The 22,470-nt window shown below is 61.3% G+C and carries 22 protein-coding genes and 2 pseudogenes; 13 read left to right on the forward strand and 11 right to left on the reverse strand.

All coding sequences use genetic code 11. From position 1 onward, the window contains the following. Window positions 1-78 precede the first annotated feature (78 nt). Window positions 79-546, forward strand: a complete 468-nt coding sequence (locus AC19YS_RS26355; protein ID WP_145161118.1) for a MarR family winged helix-turn-helix transcriptional regulator — start codon at window positions 79-81, stop codon at window positions 544-546. A 17-nt stretch (window positions 547-563) separates the two neighbouring features. Here the strand turns inward: AC19YS_RS26355 and AC19YS_RS26360 are convergent, their stop codons facing one another. After that, window positions 564-1,250: an SDR family NAD(P)-dependent oxidoreductase gene (locus AC19YS_RS26360; protein ID WP_119740054.1), complete on the reverse strand. Its 687-nt coding sequence runs from the start codon at window positions 1,248-1,250 to the stop codon at window positions 564-566. A 358-nt stretch (window positions 1,251-1,608) separates the two neighbouring features. On the opposite strand from AC19YS_RS26360, the pseudogene AC19YS_RS26365 reads away from it, so the two are divergent. Both AC19YS_RS26365 and AC19YS_RS26370 read left to right on the forward strand, forming a co-directional pair. Next, a pseudogene (locus AC19YS_RS26365) lies at window positions 1,609-2,565 on the forward strand (cache domain-containing protein); the annotation flags it as partial. A gap of 198 nt (window positions 2,566-2,763) precedes the next feature. After that, window positions 2,764-3,468, forward strand: a complete 705-nt coding sequence (locus AC19YS_RS26370; RefSeq protein WP_472526960.1) for a methyl-accepting chemotaxis protein — start codon at window positions 2,764-2,766, stop codon at window positions 3,466-3,468. Here the strand turns inward: AC19YS_RS26370 and AC19YS_RS26375 are convergent. From AC19YS_RS26375 to uvsE, 5 genes are all read right to left on the reverse strand, one after another. Then, on the reverse strand, window positions 3,465-4,265 hold the full coding sequence (locus AC19YS_RS26375; RefSeq protein WP_500603007.1) for an alpha/beta fold hydrolase: 801 nt from the start codon (window positions 4,263-4,265) through the stop codon (window positions 3,465-3,467). The two genes, AC19YS_RS26370 and AC19YS_RS26375, sit on opposite strands and share 4 nt — an antisense overlap. A gap of 80 nt (window positions 4,266-4,345) precedes the next feature. Next, window positions 4,346-5,248 (reverse strand): LysR family transcriptional regulator, encoded by a 903-nt coding sequence (locus AC19YS_RS26380; protein WP_200625613.1) that lies wholly within the window; start codon window positions 5,246-5,248, stop codon window positions 4,346-4,348. Between the two features lie 44 nt (window positions 5,249-5,292). Then, complete coding sequence (locus tag AC19YS_RS26385; RefSeq protein WP_500603009.1) at window positions 5,293-6,063, reverse strand: nucleotidyltransferase domain-containing protein; 771 nt, start codon at window positions 6,061-6,063, stop codon at window positions 5,293-5,295. After that, a complete protein-coding gene (locus AC19YS_RS26390; RefSeq protein ID WP_106579010.1) occupies window positions 6,060-6,539 on the reverse strand; it encodes a P-loop nucleotide/nucleoside kinase family protein in 480 nt (159 codons plus the stop codon). The genes AC19YS_RS26385 and AC19YS_RS26390 overlap by 4 nt, the downstream gene beginning before the upstream one ends. A 41-nt stretch (window positions 6,540-6,580) precedes the next feature. After that, a complete protein-coding gene (uvsE, locus tag AC19YS_RS26395) occupies window positions 6,581-7,609 on the reverse strand; it encodes a UV DNA damage repair endonuclease UvsE (RefSeq protein WP_179677333.1) in 1,029 nt (342 codons plus the stop codon). 253 nt (window positions 7,610-7,862) lie between these two features. Here uvsE and AC19YS_RS26400 point away from each other — a divergent pair, with 253 nt between their 5' ends. The 4 genes from AC19YS_RS26400 to AC19YS_RS26415 all read left to right on the forward strand — a co-directional run bounded on the left by AC19YS_RS26400 (window position 7,863) and on the right by AC19YS_RS26415 (window position 11,213). Further along, complete coding sequence (locus tag AC19YS_RS26400; RefSeq protein ID WP_500603011.1) at window positions 7,863-8,186, forward strand: hypothetical protein; 324 nt, start codon at window positions 7,863-7,865, stop codon at window positions 8,184-8,186. An 88-nt stretch (window positions 8,187-8,274) separates the two neighbouring features. Then, a complete protein-coding gene (locus AC19YS_RS26405; protein WP_179608308.1) occupies window positions 8,275-8,700 on the forward strand; it encodes a DUF2231 domain-containing protein in 426 nt (141 codons plus the stop codon). Next, the gene (locus AC19YS_RS26410; protein WP_500603012.1) at window positions 8,697-9,989 is read left to right on the forward strand and encodes a PQQ-dependent sugar dehydrogenase; all 1,293 of its coding nucleotides are present in this window, start codon (window positions 8,697-8,699) and stop codon (window positions 9,987-9,989) included. Before AC19YS_RS26405 ends, AC19YS_RS26410 begins: the two co-directional genes overlap by 4 nt. 306 nt (window positions 9,990-10,295) lie before the next feature. Next, on the forward strand, window positions 10,296-11,213 hold the full coding sequence (locus AC19YS_RS26415; protein ID WP_500603013.1) for a bifunctional helix-turn-helix transcriptional regulator/GNAT family N-acetyltransferase: 918 nt from the start codon (window positions 10,296-10,298) through the stop codon (window positions 11,211-11,213). 39 nt (window positions 11,214-11,252) lie between these two features. On the opposite strand, the gene AC19YS_RS26420 is transcribed toward AC19YS_RS26415, so the two are convergent. Next, entirely contained in the window at window positions 11,253-12,656 is a 1,404-nt protein-coding gene (locus tag AC19YS_RS26420) for an MFS transporter (protein WP_200625619.1), read from the reverse strand. Window positions 12,657-12,799: 143 nt separating this feature from the next. Further along, entirely contained in the window at window positions 12,800-13,330 is a 531-nt protein-coding gene (locus AC19YS_RS26425; protein ID WP_200625620.1) for a GNAT family N-acetyltransferase, read from the reverse strand. Window positions 13,331-13,483: 153 nt separating this feature from the next. Between AC19YS_RS26425 and proP the strand changes: the two genes are divergently transcribed. After that, the gene (gene proP, locus AC19YS_RS26430) at window positions 13,484-14,986 is read left to right on the forward strand and encodes a glycine betaine/L-proline transporter ProP (protein ID WP_179608315.1); all 1,503 of its coding nucleotides are present in this window, start codon (window positions 13,484-13,486) and stop codon (window positions 14,984-14,986) included. Window positions 14,987-15,037: 51 nt separating this feature from the next. Next, entirely contained in the window at window positions 15,038-15,544 is a 507-nt protein-coding gene (locus AC19YS_RS26435) for a GAF domain-containing protein (RefSeq protein ID WP_106579000.1), read from the forward strand. Here the strand turns inward: AC19YS_RS26435 and AC19YS_RS26440 are convergent. Continuing rightward, window positions 15,519-15,640: pseudogene (locus AC19YS_RS26440) on the reverse strand (AraC family transcriptional regulator); the annotation flags it as partial. The gene AC19YS_RS26435 and the pseudogene AC19YS_RS26440 sit on opposite strands and share 26 nt — an antisense overlap. Before the next feature lie 127 nt (window positions 15,641-15,767). After that, window positions 15,768-16,589: an AraC family transcriptional regulator gene (locus tag AC19YS_RS26445; protein WP_106578999.1), complete on the reverse strand. Its 822-nt coding sequence runs from the start codon at window positions 16,587-16,589 to the stop codon at window positions 15,768-15,770. Window positions 16,590-16,686: 97 nt separating this feature from the next. Here AC19YS_RS26445 and AC19YS_RS26450 point away from each other — a divergent pair, with 97 nt between their 5' ends. Beyond that, window positions 16,687-17,898, forward strand: coding sequence for an MFS transporter (locus tag AC19YS_RS26450; RefSeq protein WP_119740027.1), 1,212 nt, complete (start codon window positions 16,687-16,689; stop codon window positions 17,896-17,898). A gap of 111 nt (window positions 17,899-18,009) precedes the next feature. After that, on the forward strand, window positions 18,010-19,176 hold the full coding sequence (locus tag AC19YS_RS26455; RefSeq protein ID WP_500603014.1) for a GGDEF domain-containing protein: 1,167 nt from the start codon (window positions 18,010-18,012) through the stop codon (window positions 19,174-19,176). A 230-nt stretch (window positions 19,177-19,406) separates the two neighbouring features. On the opposite strand, the gene AC19YS_RS26460 is transcribed toward AC19YS_RS26455, so the two are convergent. Further along, a complete protein-coding gene (locus tag AC19YS_RS26460; protein ID WP_500603017.1) occupies window positions 19,407-19,736 on the reverse strand; it encodes a DUF2834 domain-containing protein in 330 nt (109 codons plus the stop codon). Window positions 19,737-19,819: 83 nt separating this feature from the next. Between AC19YS_RS26460 and AC19YS_RS26465 the strand changes: the two genes are divergently transcribed. Continuing rightward, complete coding sequence (locus AC19YS_RS26465; RefSeq protein WP_500603018.1) at window positions 19,820-20,608, forward strand: helix-turn-helix domain-containing protein; 789 nt, start codon at window positions 19,820-19,822, stop codon at window positions 20,606-20,608. A gap of 55 nt (window positions 20,609-20,663) precedes the next feature. Next, window positions 20,664-22,373: an amidase gene (locus tag AC19YS_RS26470; protein ID WP_500603019.1), complete on the forward strand. Its 1,710-nt coding sequence runs from the start codon at window positions 20,664-20,666 to the stop codon at window positions 22,371-22,373. Window positions 22,374-22,470: the final 97 nt, after the last annotated feature.

Genomic DNA, 22,470 nt, shown 5'->3' on the forward strand with positions numbered 1-22,470 from the left:
CGGATCACCTATATGTGCAATACGCACATATTAAGACGGAGAGACACAGTGTCAACAAAAAGCGTGCAAAACGCACATATGAGCGCACAACTGCGTGACTTGCACGGCTCGCTCGTGGAGATCGTTGGGGTGATGAACCGCCCGCAGCGTGACGAAGCAATGGTGCGCGAGGCCGGGATTTCCCTGGACCGCGCGTTGTTTCCGCTGCTGGTGCTGGTTGAACGGCTGGGCCCGATTGGCGTGGTCGAACTGGCCGACCGCGTGGGCCGCGACTACACCACCGTGAGCCGCCAAGTGGCAAAACTGGAAAGCCTTGGCCTGATCCTGCGCCAGGAAAGTGCCGTGGACCGGCGTGTACGCGAGTCAGTCATCACCGAAAAGGGCAAGGCGATGACCGACCGCGTGGATGACGCCCGCGAGCGCATGGGTGTGTCGATCTTCTCGACCTGGGAGGAAGGCGATTTCGAAAACCTGGTACGCCTGATGCGCAAATTCGCCGAGGACATCAAGGACGATTCGATACGGGCAACCAAAGGTCTACGCTGACAACCCTCGGGCAAGGTTCACCAGGGTAACGTCACGCCGTGCCGATCCGTGAACGTCAGGCCGGGCACACCGGCGTGCCCTTCCACGGTGTCCACCACCAGAGGGATGCTTTCGCCGATCTCGAGCAGCGCACCGGGGCCGCCCATTTGCGTGCGCACCCAGCCGGGCGCGACCAGCAGATAGGCCAGGGAGTCGCCCTGATGGCGGCTATAAAAGGTCTTCATCAACATGTTCAAGGCGGCCTTGCTGGCGCTGTACAACTCCCATTGGCCGCGATTGCCTGCAACGCTGCCGAGTTCCGATGACATCACTGCCACGACGCCGTTGCGCTCGACATTGCCATGGAACAGCTCGACCGCGCGCATCGGGCTCAACGCATTGGTAAGCAGCATGTCGACAAAGTCCTGTTCGTCGACCTGCAGCGTGTTCAACTCATTGGCTTTGCAGATGCCCGCATTGATAAACAGCGTGTTCAGGCGATAGGCCGCCAACCGGCCCTGCAGCGCACGCACCGACGCCAGGTCGGCGATGTCGACGTGCTCAAGGGTCAATTGCTTGGGGTAACAAATCTTCAGGTTCTCCAACGGCGCGCAATCGCTGCGGTACGTAGCAATGACGTGGTGACCGCGTGCGCAATATTCTTCGGCGAGGGCCAGGCCGAGCCCACGTGAAGCGCCGAGGATCAAACAGGTTTTGTGGCTCATGACAACGTTCCTTCACACTTGGCTGACAGGCCGGCAGTGAAGCATCGCGCTTGGCGCGCCTTCAATATCCCAACCGTCATGGGGCAAGTGCTGCCACGTCATCAATCGAATGGGCGTGTTCTGCCGCTCGCACCCACAGAACAAAAACTATTTTTGTTGTACACAAAATACCGCTAAAAATTTACCACCCAGGAGCCGAAACAAGCAGTGATAGCAAATCGCCGCCTCTCAAGCCGAGACGATGATTTGGCCGCCCTCCCTGCCGATGCTCGTCTCGATGAAAATAAAAAATAAGCTGGTACTCGCGTTCGTCTCCGTGGCCTTTATCCCGGTCAGCCTGGTCGCGCTGATCTGCGTGATGAACACACGAACCCAGGCGGTGGAGCAATTCATCGACGGCAGGACCCGCGAAATACGCCAGATCGATGGCAACATCCGGCAATTCTTCGAGGGCACACTGCAGAACGTCGACCAAATGTCCGCCGATCCTGTATACACTTCGGTGAATACGCTCAAGAATTATCAGCCTGCCAATGCCGCCAGCCAGCCGCTGCCGGCCCAGGCTCAGCAGGTCATTGACCAATTCGCACGCTTTGGCGCCACCCACCCTTCGGCGGCGATTCTGTCCATCGGCCTGGAAGACGGCACCTACGCCAAATGGCCCGATGACCCGCAACTGTCCCAGTACGATCCGCGTACCCGCCCCTGGTACAAGGCCGCGATGGCCAGCCCCAACAAAACCGTGCGCACCCCTGCTTATTATTACGACAAGGATGACGTGGCCCTGGTGGGCACCGCGCGCGCGCTGCTGGACACCACCGGCAAGGCCAAGGGTGTGTTCGTGGTGAGTGTGTCGCTGAAGAACCTCACCGAGTTGCTCAAGAGCATCAAGCTGGGTGAAAGCGGCTACGTGATGCTGATCGAAGACGGCGTGGTGCTGGTCGACCCGCGCGATGCCGCGCACAACTTCAAGCCGCTCAAAGCGCTCGGCGCGCCTTATGCGCGCCTGGCCGAAACGACCCAGGGTTCCACCGAGGTGGTCATCGATGGCGTGCGCTACATGGCCAACGTCTGGACCTCGCCCGGCCTCGGCTGGCGCTATGTCGGGCTGATCGAATACAACGAGGTGATGGCGGCTGCCAGGCGCATGACTTACCTCACCGCAGCCATTGTGGCGGTGCTGGTGTTGATCTTCGGGCTGATTGCAGCCGCGTTTTCCAAGGTGATCGTCAAGCCGATCGGCCAGGTCAGCACCGGTTTGCAGTCCATTGCCCAAGGCGAAGGCGATCTGCGCCATGAATTGCAGGTGCAGGGCAAGGATGAAACCGCCGAACTGGCTGGCTGGTTCAACCAGTTTCTCGCTGCTATCCGTCAGCTGATCCAGCATATCGGCGCGGCCTCGACCAACTTGCAGGACGCCTCACGGGTCAACAGCCAGGTGGCGCACAACATGAACGAAGCCGCTGGGCGCCAGCGTGAGGCGGTGGAACTGGTATCCACCGCGTTCAACGAAATGGTCGCCACCGCCAACGAGGTCGCGCGCTCCTGCAGCGGCGCGGCAGAGTCGGCCGAGAACGGCCATCGCCGCGTGGCCGAGGGCAAACAGCAGATCGAAGTCACCACCGATAACGTCAACCGCCTGGGCCGCCGCCTCACCGAGTCGTCCCAGGCGATGGTCGAGTTGGAAGCCGGCAGCCGCAGCATCAACCAGATCCTCGGCACCATTCGCGCCATCGCCGAACAGACCAACCTGCTGGCGCTCAACGCGGCGATTGAAGCCGCCCGCGCCGGTGATCAAGGCCGTGGGTTTGCCGTGGTGGCCGATGAAGTGCGTGCGTTGGCCAAGCGCACCTCGGACTCCACTGGCGAGATCGAGCAACTGCTCGGCACCCTGGGCAGCAAGACCGAAGAAGTCACGCAAAAGATGAGCAGTTGCCTGGACCTGTCACGCGCCAGCGTGTCGTCGATTGAAAACGCGCGAGACAGTTTTGAAGGCATTCAGCTGTCGGTGAATGAAATCCGCGACCAGAACCTGCAGATTTCCGCCGCCGCCGAGGAGCAACACAGCGTCGCCGAAGAGATCAACCGGCACATCCAGCAGATCTATGACGAGGCGCGACTGGTCGAAAGCCTGGCCCATTCAGCCCAGGACGATTCGGGGCGATTGGCAGGTTTGTCGGATGAGCTGAACGCCTTGGTGGGACGCTTCAAGTCCTAAAGCGTGCGACTTTGGAAGTCTGCAATCTGCTGCCACATCGCCGCCGGATTGGAATACATCGGAAAGTGCCCGCACTGGGCAATCGGCGCCAGGCGCACGCCATTGGCCTGGATGTGCGGCAAGTAGGAGAGCGTGGCGTTCTGCTCGCCGTACATGAACATCGTCGGGCACGGCAGCCCGAGGAACTTGCCCATCAGGTCGGCGTGGTCCGACAGCTCGACCATCGACGCGAAGATCCCGCGCACTGCGCCGGCTCGTACTTTATGGCGCAGGCTCGCCGAATACAGCGCGCTGGCATACGCCGGTGCCTGGCGCGTGCGGTCGATGAAAGCGCTGAAAAACGCATCGGGATCATCGGCCGGGAAATCGACGATTTGCCGGCTGAGGAAACAATCCTCGGGGGCGATATTGCCTTCGATGTCGGTGAAGCTCAGTACCCGCTCCGGAAAACGATGCGCAAGCAGCAATGCGGTCAAACCGCCCATCGAGTGGCCCACCAGATGGAAGCGCTCGACATCGAAATGCTCCAGCACCTGCAAAGCCGTCTCCAGCAGGAAGGGAATGCAAATCTTCGACAGATCGGCGCACTCGCTTTCACCGCAACCGGGCGCGTCAAAAGCGACAACGGCATGCCCGTCGAACGCTGGCTGCAGGACGATATCGGCGTAGTCTTCCTTGGTCGAACCAAACCCATGCAAAAACACAATGGGCGCGCGCGTGCCACTGCGATACAGCGCAGCGATGCTCAACGCAACGCCGTCTACCGTCAGCGGCACAGCGGTGTGGACAAACGACATGGTGGGCACTCCTTGAACAGACAGGCAGCGCATTTCAAGGCTTTCCCGGCCTTATGTAAATGACGGATAACAGAACAGACTCATACGCCAATCGTATGAGCCTGCAAGTGCGCGATCACCTGCGTGACCAACGGATTGGGCCGTTCGCTATTCCACGCCACCGCCGTCGTCACCACGTTGAGCTTTTGTGTCAACGCGCGCAGCACCACATTGTCCGGTGCAAGTTTCTTCAGGGATGCCGGCACCAGGGCGATGCCCTGGCCACAGCTGACGAACGCGATTTGCGATGCCACGGAACGCACCTCATGCAGCACGCGTGGCGAAAACCCGCTGGCGCGACACGTGGCGATCAGGTTGTCGAAATACACCGGGCTGACCCTGCGCGAGAACATCACCAGTGGCTCGCTGGCCAGGCTCGACAGACTGATGCGAGTGCGCGTTGCCAGCGGGTGGTCGCTGGGCAAGGCCACCATCAGGCGATCCTCGAGTAATGGCAGCGACTGGATCGCGGGGCCCAGGTCGCCGTCGAGCCGCGCAAAGGCCAGGTCGATATCCCCCGCCTCCAGAGCGGGCACGGCCTCGACACTGTCAATCTCGCGCACCGACACGGTGAGGTGCGGGTAGTGCTGTTTGAGTTGGTTGATCAACCCCGGCAACACATCAAACATCGCCGTGGAAATCGCGCCAATGGTGAGCAGGCCCGACTGCCCCGCCACCGCCTCCTCGACCGCCAGCTCCAGGCGTTCCAACTGCTCGGCGAACTTGCGCACCGCCGGCAGGATCGCCGCGCCTACCGGCGTGAGTTTGGCGCCGCGCCGCGAGCGTTCGAACAAGGTGACCTTGAGCGCCTGTTCCAACACCTGGATCTGCTCGCTCAACGGCGGTTGCGACATGCCCAAGCGCTTGGCGGCACGGCCGAAATTCTGTTCTTCGGCAACGGCGAGGAACAGCCAGAGGTGGCGAATCAGGCGAAAGTTGATCATAGGCTCGGCGTATGCAAAGTGAGGTTGAGCGCCAATATACCTATCTAAACCTGCTCTGAAACCATCCAGCTGACAAAGGCCTGCAGGCGCGCAGAAAACGCTGCGCATTCGGCACTCGGGTTGCGCGCTTCAAACAGGAAGTAGGCGATCTGGACACGCATCGACGGGTAATGCTGCACGAATAACGCCACGTGCTCTTCAAGGGTTTGCGGCCAGCCCGACGCATCTGTTGCACGCAGAATGTGCGTCGACCGAATCAACTTGCGCGCTGCTTCGCGTTGCAGGCGAAGTCGCTCCGGTGGCGAGCTGGCGTGTTCAATGCGTGTGAGGTAACCGCTCAACACCGGCTCGAAGTCAGCATTGAGCGCCATGGCGATGTCACGTGAGGGCCGAAACGGCTCAAAGCGCAGCGACAGATCATCGCCCCACACGCAACGACAATGGTGCTTGAGCCAGAAGCCCCAGCGGTTGCGGTTCTCGGGCGCCAGCACCTCGGCGCGGTGGCCGATGTCGAAGTCGATCTTGCTCACCACCTCGTGCCGTTGCTCCAGGGCCTGGCGCAGCTGTTCCAGCGCCTCAAGCACGTGCGCATCCGGCGGATCAGTCAGCACCAGCGTCACATCAAGGTCGGACTCGCCTGGGCTGGCATCGCCCCTCGCGACACTGCCGTAGAGGTAAAGGCTGTGCAAACCCAGCCCTGCGCCTGCCAGCGACTCGCGCACATCGGCCAGCAGCGGTTGAAATTGAGCTTGAATGGGCGCATCGGCCATGATCAGCACACAACCATTGGCATCGACACCTTGAGGCGCGCTCATGGGCGATGCACCTCAATCACCAGGCCTTCCGACTCACTGGGCACACAGAAATGGCGCGTGATCAGGTCGAACTCGGCATCCGTGGCGGCAAAATCATGCTCGCCCTGAGCATTGCGCGCATGCAAGCGAGCGCGGCAGGTGGCGTCATCCAGTTCCAGGTAATGCAGGCGGTGCGGCGCTTGAGCCGCGTGTGCCAGGCCCAGCAACCATTCACGGTTGGCCAGTGTGTTCGCCGGAAAATCGAGCACCACATTGATGCCTGATTGCAGCAGATTGATCACCAACGGCCCCACCACCGCGCGAACACGCTGGGCGCAGCGCAGGTAATCGGCAATCGACACAATCTCACCCGGATAGAGCTGCGCCAGCCACTGGTCTTCGCTGAGCACAAAGGCCGCGTGTTCGGCGGCCAGGGTTTGAGCCAGGGTGGATTTGCCGGAGGCAATCTTGCCGCACAACAGATGCAGGGTTGGCATGGAACGGTTCCTTATGTCGGGCCACCCAGCATGCCATTTTTTCACGCCGAACGACGCTGCCAATACTCATAAAATGCCAGCGCCGCGACGTTCTTGTCTTTGGCTTCCAGCATGATGTCGAAGCGCTCGAGAAACTGCAGCGCGTAGTCATTGGTCCAGCGGTTCCACATTTGCGCGCTGTGGGCGTACAGATCGCGCTTGGCGACCACCTTCAGCAGCGCGCCCATTTCCAGCTTGTGCTCAGCGTCAAACCCCAGCGCTTGCAGGCTTTCCTGGGGCTGGGAGTAATGCATCGTCGGGCGTACGCCGCGCCAGCTCTCGATGACGCGGGCAACCCGCGGTGAATCGGGGTCGATGTATTCGTCTTCGTTGATCCAGCAGTGATGAATGTCCAGCACCACCGGTGCCAGGTCGGCGACTTGCAGACAGTGGTCCAGCCCGTAGGTTTTTTCGTCGTTTTCAAAGGTGATGCAGTTACGCGCCACCTCGGACAAGCGTGACCACACCGCGCGGGTGCCTTCAACGCCCAAGCGGCCGGCGATATGGACGTTGCACTTGAGGTCCTGAAAGCGGCGGCCGTAGCCCATCATGCGGATCATGTCGGCGTGGTATTCGAACTCGGCCACGCTGTTTTCCACCACACCGGGGTTTTCCGAGCCCAGCACGCAATATTGCCCAGGGTGGAAGGACAACCGGATATCCGAGGCGCGAGCCAGGTCGCCGATGGCGGCGAACCCTTCGCTCAACTGACGAACAAGGGCCGGGTCCTTGTAGACATCCGCCACTTTCGGGTGGCTGTAGAACGGCAGCAGGTCACTGCTCAAGCGCAGCATGCGCAGCGTCGCAGGCAGCTCGGCGACATACGCCAGCAGGCGCAATTGCGCCGCGAGGTTGTGGGTCACCACCTCGACCAATTTGCTCCGGGCGACCTGAGGTTCGACGCTCTCCATCCAGCGCAGTGTGGTGGTACGCGGGTTGTAGGGGCCTTCGATTAACTTGAGCGCACTGGCTGACGGCAGGCGTTCAGGGTGCTTGTACTGGCAGGCAAAGCCGATGCGAGGATGGGTCATGGTAAGGCCAGGTAATGAGTGATCGTGAGCACAACAGAATGTTAGGCGCGTGGCGCCGCCAGGGGTTCATTCAACCCGCATCTTGCGTGAATCAAGTTGAATCCCGGTTTCGCCGGGCGGTCACCTATAAGGAACGATAACGCAATGGAGGTGATGATGAACCTTGCAATGACACTCTTCAGCCTGTTTGCCGGTTGGATGGCGATTGTGTTCTCCATGACGTGGGGCCTGTTGCGCGTCCTGCGCTGGCACCATGCTTAGCACCCCCGACGGGCGCTATTTTGTGGTCAAGGGCCAGCTGTGGCGCTGCACCAACCCCGCGCTGGATGAAGCCACGCGGCAGCGCTGGGTCAACGCCTTGATGGACGCGCGCCGCGCCGTCAAGTCGGCCAAGGCCAGCGGCGACGCCAGCCAATTGCGCGCGGCTCGCCAGCAGGTGCAGCAGGCCAAGGTCGCACTCGGTGAGCGTGGCCCGGTGTGGTGGCGCGATGGCAGCCCGGACTACAACCGTTACCAAGTGGCCTATACGCCGTATGCGGCGTGGTTTGAAAAACATCTCGACACGAAGCCCCACTGAACTTTCTTACAAATGCCAGGCTCCTTTCCTATGCGAAGTCACCGTGCCCTGATCCCAGGGTGCTGAACGATAAGGAGCCGCCACCGACATGACTACCCTCCCCGCCTATCCCACCGTCAGACCGGGCCCGCTGCACTCGATCCTGCTGGCCGGCAGCGTGCCGTTGTTTTTGGGTGCCTTGCTCAGTGACATTGCCTACGGCCAGACCTACCAGATCCAGTGGGCCAACTTTGCGTCCTGGCTGATCGCCGGCGCACTGGTGTTCAGTGGCTTTGCGCTGTTGTTTGCGCTGGTCAACCTGCTGCGCGCCGAACGCAAGGCCGGGCGCCCGGCGGCCTATTTGCTGCTGCTGTTGGCGACGTGGGTGCTGGGGCTGGTCAACGCCTTTCAGCACGCCAAGGACGCCTACGCGATGATGCCTGGCGGACTGATTCTGTCGGTGATTGTCACGGTGCTGGCCATTGCCGCAACGTGGATCGGCCTGACTAACCTGCGCTCGGGAGTTGCCCAATGAAACCATTCCACACCCTGAGCGTATTGAGCGCCGCCCTGTTGCTGACCGCCTGTGGTGGCGAAGGCGACAAGACCCAGGCCCGCGGCCCCGATCCGAAATTGCCCGAGCAACAAAGCAGCCTGTTGCCGAGCATGAAAATTGCCGAGCCAGCCCCCTGGGGCGAGCAGAAACCCAAGGTGCCCGAGGGCTACAGCGTTACTGCCATCGCCACCGACCTGGCTATCCCGCGCCAGACCCTGGTGCTGCCCAACGGCGACATCCTCGTCGCCGAAGGCCGTGGAGGCAGCGCGGCCAAGCTCAAGCCCAAGGACGTGATCGCCAGCGTGATCAAGGCCGAGGGCAACACCAAGGTCAAGGGCGGCAACCGCCTGACGCTGCTGCGCGACGCCGACGGTGACGGCACCTATGAACTGAAAACGGTATTCGCCGACAACCTCAACGCGCCTTATGGCCTGGCCTACGCCGACGGTAAACTCTACGTCGCCAACCAGGACGCGCTGGTGCGCTTTGACTACGCCGACGGCCAGACCAAAGCCAGTGGCCCGCCGACCACAATTACCGACCTGCCGGCGCAGATCAACCACCACTGGACCAAGTCCCTGGCGGTGAGTGAGGACGGGCGCCAGCTGTACGTGGGCATCGGCTCCAACAGCAACATCACCGAGCGCGGCATGGAAGTGGAAATCGACCGGGCGATGGTCTGGCAGATCGATGCCGCCACCGGCGCGCACAAACCCTACGCCACTGGCATTCGCAACCCGACCGCGCTCACGATTCAACCCGGCTCCGGGCAATTGTGGGCAGTGGCCAACGAGCGTGATGAACTCGGCCCGGATCTGGTGCCGGACTACCTGACGTCGGTGCGTGAAGGTGCCTTTTATGGCTGGCCCTACAGCTACTGGGGCCAGAACGTCGACCCGCGCGCGCAACCGCAGAACCCGGCGAAAGTCGCCGCTGCCATCAAGCCCGATTACAGCCTGGGCTCCCACGTTGCAGCGTTGGGTGTGGACTTTTCCATCCCAGCGATGGGTGAGCAATTCGCCGACGGCGCGTTTGTCGGCGAGCATGGCAGCTGGAACCGCGATAACCCGGTGGGCTACAAGGTGATCTTCGTGCCCTTTAGCAATGGCAAACCGGCGGGTGAACCGATTGATTTTGCTACCGGTTTTCGTGGCGATGACGGCAAGACACGTGGCCGTCCAGTGGGTGTGACGGTGGACCCGAAAGGTGCGCTGATCATCGCCGATGACCTGGCCAATACCATTTGGCGCGTAACGCGTAATCGCTAGCCCGTACATGACAGGGGCAATTCGCCCCTGTCCGCCCTCACCATGCAATTGCATTTCAAGCCAGGCCAGCAGCGCCGCAACTTCGCTGCGCGGGCCTGCGCCTTGCTGCGTGTAGAGCGAAATCGCCTCGCGCGGTGCGTGGTGCCAAAACGTATGTCCGTAAAATTCGGACGGTGGGCTATCCGTTGAAAGCAGTGGAGATCGATCGTCGGCGTTGCTGTTCGCTGCCGTAAGGCGTTAAAAGCTGTTGACTTGATTGCTTTAGGCAACCATATAATTGCTTATGGCAACCAATCGAGCACTGTCATGACCACGACCCTTGTCGAACGCGCCGCGATCATTCGCGGTTTCAACCGTTTTTACACTCATCAGATCGGCGTGCTGCAGGAACACTTGCTGCAAAGCGATTTCTCGCTGACCGAAATCCGCGTGATGTACGAACTCTCCTCCCGTGGCGACCTGACCAGCGCCGACCTGTGCCAGATGCTCGGCCTTGATGCGGGCTACTTGAGCCGGCTGATCAGCGGCTTCGAAAAGAAAGGGCTGATCCAGAAAGTCCGCTCCGTCACCGATGCGCGTGCGGTGCAACTGCACCTCAGCGACCTCGGTCGATCAGTGCTGGCGCCGCTGGAAAACCAGACCCAACAGGAAGTCATCGCCTTGCTCCAGGCCTTGCCCGAGCAGCAACAGCAGCAACTCACGGCGTCGATGCAGCGTATCCAGACACTGTTGCAAGGCGGCACGCCTAGTTACCTGCTGCGCGACCCGCAGCCCGGCGATATGGGCCTGGTGGTGCAACAGCAATCGGCGTTGTATGCGCGTGAGTACCACTGGAATTGGGAGTTTGAAGCGTTGGTATCGGAGATTGTCGCCAAGTATTTGCGCGAGTTCGACCCGAGCGCCGAGCGTTGCTGGATCGCAGAGAAGGACGGTGAAGTGGTGGGTTCAATCTTCGTGGTGCGCCATGACGAAACCACCGCCAAGCTGCGCATGCTCTACGTGGGCGCCAGTGCACGGGGCATGGGCATCGGTCAGCGACTGGTGGAGGAATGCCTGCGTTTTGCGCGCAATGCCGGTTACAAAAGCATGCTGTTGTGGACGGTCGACGCGCTGACCGATGCGCGCAAGCTGTATCAGAAAGCCGGCTTCCGCCTGGTAGACGAAGAAGCGACGGTGAGCTTTGGCAAATCGTTGATCAGTGAAACCTGGGCCCGCGAGCTGTAAGGCGTTCCCGCGCTGTCGCCAGCGCGGGCGTTTGCGCGGTTAGAGGTCAGTGATTTCTTTATGGCGCGGCACCAGCGCCTTCATCACGCTCCACGCCACCAGGTAGGCCAGGGCACAGATCGCAAACATGATCATGTAGCCGGTGTGGATGTCGTTGATGGACTTGTAGTAGTCGAACACCCAGCCACCGATCTTGGTCATCACCACACCGCCCAAGCCACCGGCCATGCCGCCGATGCCAACCACCGAGGCGACGGTTTTTTGCGGGAACATATCGGACACGGTAGTGAAGATGTTGCACGACCACGCTTGGTGCGCCGAGGCGCCCACACCGATCAGCAGCACCGGCACCCAGAAGCTCAGGTAGCCAAAGGGCTGAGCCAGCAACACCACCAGCGGGAATAGCGCGATCACCAGCATGGCTTTCATGCGCCCGTCGTAGGGTGCATCGCCACGGGCCATGAAGTAGCTGGGGAACCAGCCGCCGCCGATACTGCCGACCATGGTCATGCTGTACAGCACCGCCAGCGGCATCACGATGTCCGCGCCTTTCATGCCGTATTGCGCCGACAGGTAAGTGGGCAGCCAGAACAGGAAGAACCACCACACGCCGTCAGTCATGAACTTGCCAAAGGCAAAAGCCCAGGTCTGGCGGTAGGTCAGCAGTTTGAACCACGAGACTTTTTTCGCGGCAGCACCCACAGGCTCTGGGGTGAACGGCTGCACTGTCTGGTCGCTACGAATGTAGGCCAGCTCTTCGGCCGACAAGCGTTTTTGCTGCTCCGGTTTTTCGTAAACCGCAGCCCACACCGCCACCCAGATGAAGCCCAACATGCCGATGACCATAAAGGCCGCTTCCCAGCCCCATATGCCGGCAAGCAAGGGCACGCAAATCGGCGCCAGGATCGCCCCCACGTTAGCCCCGGAGTTGAAGATACCGGTGGCCAGCGAGCGTTCTTTTTTCGGGAAGTATTCGGCGGTGGCCTTGATCGCGATGGGGAAGTTGCCCGCCTCGCCAATCGCCAGCACGGCGCGTGACAGCATGAAACCGGCAATCGACACCGGGATCACCGCCAGGCCGATAGCGCCGCTGACCGCAGCGATGCCCTCACCCATCGGCACCGAAAACGCATGCATGATGGCGCCGGTGGACCAAATGCCAATCGCCACCACGTAGGCGGCCTTGGTGCCGATCTTGTCGACGAAGCGTCCGGCAAACAGCATGGAAATCGCGTAGACAAACTGGAACACCGCCGCGATGTTGGCGTAGTCCGTGTTGCTCCAGCCAAACTGCGTCGACAGCTGCGGCGCGAGAAGGCTGAGGACCTGGCGGTCGAGGTAGTTGACGGTAGTGGCAAAGAACAACATCGCGCAGATGGTCCAGCGATAGTTGCCGACGGCCGTGCCGACGCGATGGGCGTTGATGGGCTCATTCAAATTCATGGCATCACTTTTTATTTTTGTTAGGTAGGACATACGTAACGTCATATGTCGTCGTACAACTGTGACTTTTATATCGGGCCGCCTACCCGGTGTCAATCTCGAAGATTGCCTTTTAACGAGGGATTACGCAGATCTGAAAGTACTTAACTACGTGCAGTTGTAGGATGACAAATCCTGAATACCCGGCTGGGTGCTTTGCCGGGCACATCATCAAGCAGGCCGAAGGGCTGCATACCGAGCTTTTCCAGCACACGGATCGACGCGGCATGATCCGGCCGCACCAACCCGAATACCTGAGGCAAACCCAGCGTTTGAAACGCCATCGTCAGCGCATCGCGGCCAAGCTCGGTGGCATGGCCTTGCCCCCAGGCATCGACCGCAAAGCGATAGCCCAGGTTGATGCGCCGCTCGGTCAGGTAATTGAGCGGCGCCACGCCGCCAAAGCCGATGAGGTGATCGGGCGCCTCGCGGCGGGCAATGGCCCACCAGCCATAGCCCTGGCTGGCCCATTGTTCGAGCCAGTGGCTGAGCAAGCGTTGCGCGTCGTCGAGGCTGGCCATTGGGCCACTCGGGTTAAACAGGTTTGTCTGCGGGTCGCCGAAGATCGCGAACAATCGGTGCACATCGCTGGTCTCGGGCTTGCGATAGATCAGGCGGGAGGCGGTGGCAGGCATTCTGATAATTCCCTGGTCAGGTCGTGAAGTTCAATTCATCTGCAAAAAAAGGTAAATAGCGGTGAATTATTTCATGTCCGCTTGTATCTGAACTGACAGAGCGGTGCCATCGCAACGCTGGCACCTCCCCTGTTCTGTTTTAGAGTGGCCCGCATGAAATTACGTAAGAAAAGCGTCAAACCCATCGGATTGAAAGACATCACCATCGTCGACGATACCAAGGTGCGCAAGGCGATTACCGCCGCCGCCCTGGGTAACGCCATGGAGTGGTTCGACTTTGGTGTCTACGGTTTCGTCGCCTATGTGCTGGGCAAGGTGTTCTTCCCGGACGCCTCGCCGAGCGTGCAAATGATTGCCGCCTTGGCCACCTTCTCGGTGCCCTTCCTGATTCGCCCGCTGGGTGGCCTGTTCTTCGGTGCGCTGGGTGACAAATACGGACGGCAGAAAGTCCTCGCCGCAACCATCGTCATCATGTCCTTGAGCACCTTTGCCATCGGCCTGATTCCCGGGTATGCCTCGATTGGCATCTGGGCACCGATCCTGCTGTTGCTGTGCAAAATGGCCCAAGGGTTCTCGGTAGGCGGTGAGTACACCGGCGCCTCGATCTTCGTCGCCGAGTACGCCCCGGACCGTAAACGCGGGTTCCTCGGCAGCTGGCTGGATTTTGGCTCGATTGCCGGTTTCGTGCTCGGCGCCGGTGTGGTGGTGCTGATTTCGACGATCCTCGGTGAAGCCGATTTCGAAGCGTGGGGCTGGCGCCTGCCGTTCTTCCTCGCCCTGCCTTTGGGCATTATCGGCTTGTACCTGCGTCACGCGCTGGAAGAAACCCCGGCCTTCCAACAGCACATGGACAAGCTTGAACAAGGCGACCGCCAAGGCCTGACCCACGGCCCCAAGGTGTCGTTCAAAGAGGTGGCTACCCAGCACTGGCGCAGCCTGCTGACCTGCATCGGTATCGTTGCGGCCACCAACGTGACGTACTACATGTTGCTCACCTATATGCCGAGCTACCTGTCGCATAACCTGCATTACAAAGAAAACAGCGGCGTGCTGATCATCATCGCGATCATGGTCGGCATGCTGTTCGTGCAGCCGTTCATCGGTTTTGTCAGCGACAAGATTGGCCGTAAACCCTTCATCATCGCCGGCAGCGTCGGGCTGCTGTTCCTGTCTATCCCGGCGTTTATGTTGATAACCAGCGGCAAAATCGGCCTGATTTTCGCCGGTCTGCTGATTCTGGCCGTTGTGCTGAACTTCTTTATCGGCGTGATGGCCTCCACGCTGCCAGCTATGTTCCCTACCCACATTCGCTATAGTGCGCTGGCCAGCGCGTTCAACGTCTCGGTACTGATCGCCGGCCTTACCCCCACTGCGGTGGCGTGGTTGGTGGAAAGCACCAACGACCTGTACATGCCCGCCTACTACCTGATGGTGTTTGCGGTGGTCGGCTTGATTACCGGCCTGACCATGAAGGAAACCGCGAACAAGCCGTTGCGCGGCGCGGCGCCAGCAGCGTCCGATATGGAAGAAGCCAAGGAAATACTGCAAGAGCACCATGACAATATCGAGCAGAAGATCGAAGACATCGACGCCGAAATTGCCGCTCTGGAAGCCAAGCGCCAGAACCTGGTGCAGCAGCATCCGCGAATCAACTGATACCTGACCGTGCGTGGCGGCCCCGCCGCCATGCCTTTGGAGTGCCCAAACATGGTTCCAAGCGTCACCGCAGCCCACTCGTTACTCAGCGCGGACGAACGCGCAGCCATCGCCGAAATCGAAGCCACCACCAGCATTCTGCAACTGGTAACCCGCCTGACCGGCATGCGCTTTGCCGGCATTGCCAAATTCACCGACCTTGAATGGGTGGTGTGCTCGGTCCATGACCCGCTGCACATGGGGATTCATGTCGACGACGTACTCGACCTGGAAACCACCCTGTGCAGTGAGTTCTGCGTCGACCCGCAGGCCCTGTTCATTCCGCAGATCAGCCAGAATGGCCGCTTTGCCACCCGCCCGGTGGTCAAGCAGTACGCCATCGAAAGTTACGCCGGCGCGCCGATCTTTCTGCCCGATGGCCGCCTGTTCGGCGCGCTGTGTGCACTGGACTCGCGGGCGATGCTGTTTGACGACCCCAACCTGCCGGAAACCCTTAGCCTGTTTGCACGGCTGATCGGCTGTATTTTCTTCGCTAACCTGACAACGCCTGATCAGTAACCGCCGCCCTGCCCCGCAGTGCAGCAATATCGCGCTTTGGCGGCACGCCAAACAATCGGCTGTACCCACGAACTGTAAAGGGCTTTCATAGCCCACAGCGCAAGTAGGCTGGTGGATTTGGCTTTCCAATCGGCAATCGATTCGGGTGCCACCCTGGGTATCGCCAGCCTGTCGGCTTACCTGACCTCGCGGCGTGCTACAGCGACCTACGTGAGCCGCCGCGCTACCTGAAAAACTGACTCGGGGTTTTGCCAAACTGTTTCTTGAACATGCTGGTAAACGCGCTCGGGCTCTCATAGCCCAGTTCGATGGCCACATCGATGATCTTCTCCCCCACCGCGATGCGTTCCAGCGCCAGCAGCAACCGCGCCTGCTGGCGCCATTGGCCGAAGGTCAGGCCGGTTTCCTTGCGGAACAGGCGCTGGATGGTTTTCTGGTCCAGGTCCAGGCGATCACTCCAATCGGCGACTGTCGAGGCATCACCCGGCTCCTGCTGCAGCGCCTGGCAGATACGGTTGATGCGCAGGTCGGCCGGCTGGGGCAGTGACAACGGCAAGGCCGGCAGGATCGCGAGTTCGTCGAGGATCAAGTGCATGATTCTCGCCTCGCGCGAGTCCTCGGCATACGGCGGCTTCAAACTCACCGAGGCTTTGATCAGCTCACTCAGCAACGGCGACACACTGACGGTCTTGGGCTCGCTCGGCAGATTGGGGAAACGGTCCGGGCGCACAAACACGCTGCGCATCTTCAACGTGCCCACGCAACGCAGCGAATGCACCTGCCCGCTGGGCATCCAGAACCCGCGATTGGGCGGCACCGTCCATTGGTTCAACGCCGAATACACCACCATCACGCCTTCGACGGCGTACAACAGTTGATGCTTTTCGTGACTGTGGTCGGGGATCACCCAGTTTTCGGGGTAATCGGTCGCGGAACTGATGACAGCCCAGTCGCCCTCGTCGATCTCCCGCAGAAATACATCCAGTGGTTTGATGATTTCGCCCTTTTTGCGATGGTTGGCGCCCGAATTACGCGAGACAGGCATTTTCAGCGAATCTAGCATAAACGCCGCAACATTTAGAAACGGGCAGCGCGCTAAAGTACGCACTGCCCCTGTTCGCTGCCTTGTATGGAATGCCTGCATGTCGAGCCTGACCGCGCCACCCGCCACTGCAACCGCTACGCCGCAAATAAGCCCCTTGGTCATGCGTGTCCTGGGCGCCTGCGCCCTGGCGCACATGATCAACGACCTGATCCAGGCCGTGCTGCCGTCGATCTACCCGATGCTCAAGGCCAACTACGGGCTGAGCTTTACCCAGGTCGGCCTGATCACCCTCACCTTCCAGTTGACCGCGTCCTTGCTGCAACCCTGGATCGGCTACCACACCGACCGCTATCCCAAGCCCTGGCTGCTGCCGGCGGGCATGGTGTGCACGCTGATCGGCATCCTGCTGCTGGCGTTTGTCGGCACCTTCCCGTTGATCCTGTTGGCGGCGGCGCTGGTCGGAGTCGGGTCGTCGACCTTCCACCCGGAAACCTCACGTGTGGCACGCCTGGCCTCGGGCGGGCGCTATGGCCTGGCACAATCGACCTTCCAGGTCGGCGGCAACACCGGCAGCGCGTTCGGCCCGTTGCTGGCGGCGGCGATCATCATTCCCTACGGCCAAACCCATATCGCCTGGTTCGGGCTCTTCGCCGTGTTCGCGATCATGGTGCTGTATGGCTTGAGCCGCTGGTACCGCCACCACCTCAACCTGTTCAAACTCAAGCAAGGCGGCAAGGCCACCCACGGTTTGTCCAAAGGCCGCGTGACATTTGCCCTGGTGGTACTGGCGTTGCTGGTGTTCTCCAAGTACTTCTACATGACCAGCCTGACCAGCTACTTCACCTTTTACCTGATCGAGAAATTCCACCTGTCGGTGGCCAGCTCGCAGATGTACCTGTTCCTGTTCCTCGGCGCGGTGGCTGTCGGCACCTTTGCCGGTGGCCCGATTGGCGACAAGATCGGCCGCAAGAAAGTCATCTGGTTCTCGATCCTGGGCGCCGCGCCCTTCACCCTGGCCCTGCCCTACGTCGACCTGTTCTGGACCGCCGTGCTCAGCGTGGTGATCGGCTTCATCATCGCCTCGGCCTTCTCGGCCATCGTAGTCTTCGCCCAGGAACTGGTGCCGGGCAATGTCGGGATGATCGCCGGGATCTTCTTCGGCCTGATGTTTGGCTTCAGCGGGATTGGTGCCGCGCTGCTGGGCTTGCTTGCCGACAACCACGGCATCGAGTACGTCTACAAAATCTGTTCGTTCCTGCCACTGGCGGGCATCCTGACGATCTTGCTGCCCTCGACCAAAGGCGTCTGACCGGCCGATCATCGGCTGGCCGTGTGCTATCACGCGGAATGCTCTGAAAAACCTGCGTGTGCGCTTACAATCCCGATTTTCAAGCGCACACCCAGGCAGACCCGGCACGACATGACGCTCGACCCTCCTACGATTCTGATATTGACCATCGCGCTGGCTGCCGCTGCTGCCCTGTATCTGGCGGTGGAATGGCGCAGTGTGCGCGAGCCTTCGCTGCTGTTCTGGGCGGCAGGTTTCGCGATCATCAGCGTCGGCTCCACCCTGGCCCTGCTGCGCAGCAACGGCCTGTTGATGATCGGTATCTGGTTTGCCAACGGCTTGCTGGTGGCCGCGCACTGGCTGTTTTTGCTCGGCGTGGCACGCTTTACCCAGGTGCGCTTGTCGCGTGCGTGGCTGCTGATGCTGGTCGCCTGGCTCGGCGTGCTGCTGTTGCCCAGCGACCTGGCGTGGTCCAAGGCCATGCTGATGGTCAACTCATTGCTGGTCGCGTTGCCGACCTTGCGCGCCAGTTTCCTGCTGCGCCCCCACGGCAAATCCCTGAGCATCGGTGCGGTGCAACTGCGCTATGTATTGCTGCTTCACGGCGCCTTTTATATGGCCAAGGCGCTGTCGGTAATCATCCCCGGCACGCTGATCGATCTTGCCGCGTTCAAGGGCGAAATCATCCAGGTTTCCTTGGTGGAGGGCGCAATGGCGATCATGTTGATCGCGTTGTCGATGACCGGCTCCGAGCGCTATCGGCGTGAACAGCAGATCGCCCGGCTGGCGGCCCGCGACCCACTGACGGCGCTGTACAACCGCCGCGCCCTGGATGTGCGTGCGCCGCAGCTGTTGGCCCAGGTATCGCCGCAACAGCCGGGCGCTTTGCTGTTGATCGATATCGACAACTTCAAACTGGTCAATGACCTCTACGGGCATATCGCCGGCGACCGTTTGCTGATTGCCCTGAGCGAGATGATCCGCACGGTGGTGCCCGAAGGCGCGCTGGCGGCCCGCTTGGGCGGGGATGAGTTTGTGATCCTGTTGACCAAGGCCTCGACCGCCCAGATCGTCGAACTGGGCAGCCGCTTGCGTGAGCAGTTCCAGCAGTTGGCCGCACACACCTTCACCACCCCGGCACCGGTAACCCTGAGCATCGGCGCCAACCTGTTCGACCAGCCACCGCCGAGCCTGACGGCGCTGATCGAAGAAGGCGACACCACACTCTACGAAAGCAAACGCGGCGGGCGTGACAGCATTCGGCTGGTGGACCGAACGGGAGCCGGTTCGTACGGTTAATGGCTTCCTGTGGCGAGCGGGCTTGTTGTGGCGAGCGGGCTTGCCCCGCATTGGGCTGCGCAGCAGCCCCATAAAGGACGCCACGTTGTTTCAGGGACACCGCGTCGGCAGTTTTTTGGGGTTGCTGCGCAACCCAACGCGGGGCAAGCCCGCTCGCCACTGCAAACTCGCTCACCACCGCTAGCCAGGTTGCCAGTGCGGGCTTGCTTGTTGACCGAGGTTGGCGACTCTCAGGAGGGCGCGCGGGTGCTCGGCGCTTGGCGTGAGAACCCATTCACGACGATGTAAAACAACGGCCCCACCGACACAAACACCGTCGTCAGCAAAAAATACGGCACCAGCGACGCCATCGACCGCCCTCGCCCGCGCGCATCCCGATACATCCACACGCACGCAAGTACCGCCATCAGGTACAGGTCAATCACTACCTGCGCGGTGTCCGGCCGCGACATCAATTCCCGCCCAAATTCCAACAGCGACTGCTCGGCCGTGAGCATCGTAGCCAAGGTGTACAACGAAAATCCGAGCAAACCGGCCAGGGCTAAATAAGGTCTGCGCATGGTACCTTCCTTGAAATGATCGAGGCTCAACATAGTGATAAGGTTGCGCCTCTCGCAATGACCTCGGAGGTCATGATCAGGCCATGGACACCCCTTCTACTGCCGGCCAGCACCTGCGCCAATTGCGTCGACACGCCAAGCTCAGCCAGCTGGACCTGGCCTTGATCACGGGTGTTTCCCAGCGCCATCTCAGTTGCATCGAAACCGGCCGGGCCAAGCCAGGCCCGGGCACTTTGCATACTCTGCTGACGGCGCTGGAGGCCCCGCTGGAGCACTGCAACCAGGTGTTCCTCGCCGCCGGATACGCGCCGCGTTACACCGCCACTCCACTCGCCGCCCCGGCCATGGCCGCCGTCCGTGACGCCGTCAGCCATGTGCTGCACGCCAACAATCCCGCCCCGGCGATTCTGCTGGACAGCGAGTGGCAAGTGCTCGCCGCCAACGCCAGCACCGGCCTGTTGTTTGAGCTGGTCGGGATTGAGCCGAATGCCGCCCAAGGGCTGAACCTGCTGACCACGCTGTTGCAAACCGGCGGCCTGGGCGATCACCTGATCAACGCCGAAGAAATCCGCACCGTCGCCTGGCAACGCGCAACCCGCGAAGCGCTGGGTAATCCTGCACTGGCCGAGTTACTGGCCCGTTTGCCGGTGCCGAGCAGCACGCAGTTGCCCAATGAAATGCCGCCGCTGGTGTTCACCCGCATCCGCTCACATCGCGGTGAGCTGAATTTCCTGTCGACCTTCACCACCTTCGGCATGCCCCAGGACATCACCCTCACGTCACTGCGCATCGAACATCTGATTCCAGCTGACGCGCCCACGTGGCAAGTGATGCGCGCCGCTTACGCGGAGTATGCGGCGCTGGTTTTGTGAAATATCTGTACGTAGACTGCCGCCATACCTCCCACTTGAAGGCGGCGAAAAAAACGTGATGCAAGTTACCGAAGTCTCCATTGCCCAATTGCGCGCGGCGCTTGAAAGCGGCCAGACCACTGCCGTTGAACTGGTCCAGGCTTACCTGGCGCGGATCGAGGCCTATGACGGCCCGCAGACCGCGACCAAATTGAACGCCGTGGTGGTGCGCAACCCGCAAGCACTTGAAGAAGCCAAGGCCGCCGATGCGCGCCGGGCCAAGGGCGAAACCTTGGGGCCATTGGACGGCATTCCCTATACCGCCAAGGACAGCTACCTGGTCAAAGGCCTGACGGCGGCCTCCGGCAGCCCGGCCTTCGCCTCGCTGGTGGCGCAGCGCGACGCCTTCACCATCGAGCGCCTGCGCGCCGGCGGCGCTATCTGCCTGGGCAAGACCAACATGCCGCCGATGGCCAATGGCGGGATGCAGCGCGGCGTTTATGGCCGTGCAGAAAGCCCGTACAACGCTGACTACCTGACGGCACCGTTTGCCTCCGGCTCGTCCAACGGCGCGGGCACCGCAACGGCTGCCAGCTTCGCCGCCTTCGGTTTGGCCGAGGAAACCTGGTCGAGCGGCCGCGGCCCGGCGTCCAACAATGGCCTGTGTGCCTACACGCCATCGCGCGGGATCATTTCCGTACGCGGCAATTGGCCGCTGACGCCAACCATGGACGTGGTAGTGCCGTACGCACGAACCATGGCCGACCTGCTCGAAGTACTCGACGTCGTGGTCGCCGAAGACACCGACACGCGCGGCGACCTCTGGCGCCTGCAACCGTGGGTGCCGATTCCGAGCGTGGCGTCGGTGCGCCCGGCCTCTTACGCTGAGCTGGCTGTGGGCAGCGAATCCCTGGCCGGCAAGCGTTTCGGCGTGCCGCGCATGTACATCAATGCCGACCCCGAGGCCGGCACCAGCGAGAAACCCGGAATCGGCGGGCCAACCGGGCAAAAGATCCACACCCGTGCCAGCGTGATCGACCTGTGGCACGCCGCGCGCCAGGCGTTGGAAGCGGCCGGCGCCGAAGTGATTGAAGTCGACTTCCCACTGGTCTCCAACTGCGAAGGCGACCGTCCTGGCGCGCCGACGGTATTTACCCGTGGCTTGGTCTCCAAGGAATTTTTGCACGACGAATTGTGGGAGCTGTCGGCCTGGGCGTTCGATGATTTCCTGCGCGCCAACGACGACCCGGCGCTGAACCGCCTGGCGGATGTCGACGGGCCGAAAATCTTCCCGCACGACCCCGGCACCCTGCCCAACCGTGAAGACGACCTGGCCGCCGGCATGGACGAATACGTGCGCATGGCCGAGCGCGGCATCACACCGTGGAACGAAATCAGCACCGTGCCGGATGGCCTGCGCGGGCTGGAACAGACCCGACGCATCGACCTGGAAGACTGGATGGACGCATGGGGGCTGGACGCGGTGTTGTTCCCGACCGTGGCCGATGTCGGCCCGGCCGATGCCGACGTGAACGAAGCCTCGGCGGATATCGCCTGGAGCAACGGCGTCTGGGTGGCTAACGGCAACCTCGCGATCCGCCACCTGGGCGTGCCGACCGTCACCGTACCGATGGGCGTGATGGCGGACATCGGCATGCCCGTAGGGTTGACCTTCGCCGGACGTGCCTATGACGATTCGGCGCTGCTGCGTTTTGCTTCCGCGTATGAAGCCACCGGCAGCAAACGCCTGATCCCGCCGCGTACACCACCACTGGCAGCAGGCTAAACACGGTTCAATTGTGGGAGCGGGCTTGCTCGCGAAGGCGGTGGATCAGCCAACCTGTTTTTCACTGACAGACCGCCTTCGCGAGCAAGCCCGCTCC

The organism is Pseudomonas sp. MF08831 (assembly GCF_059862645.1).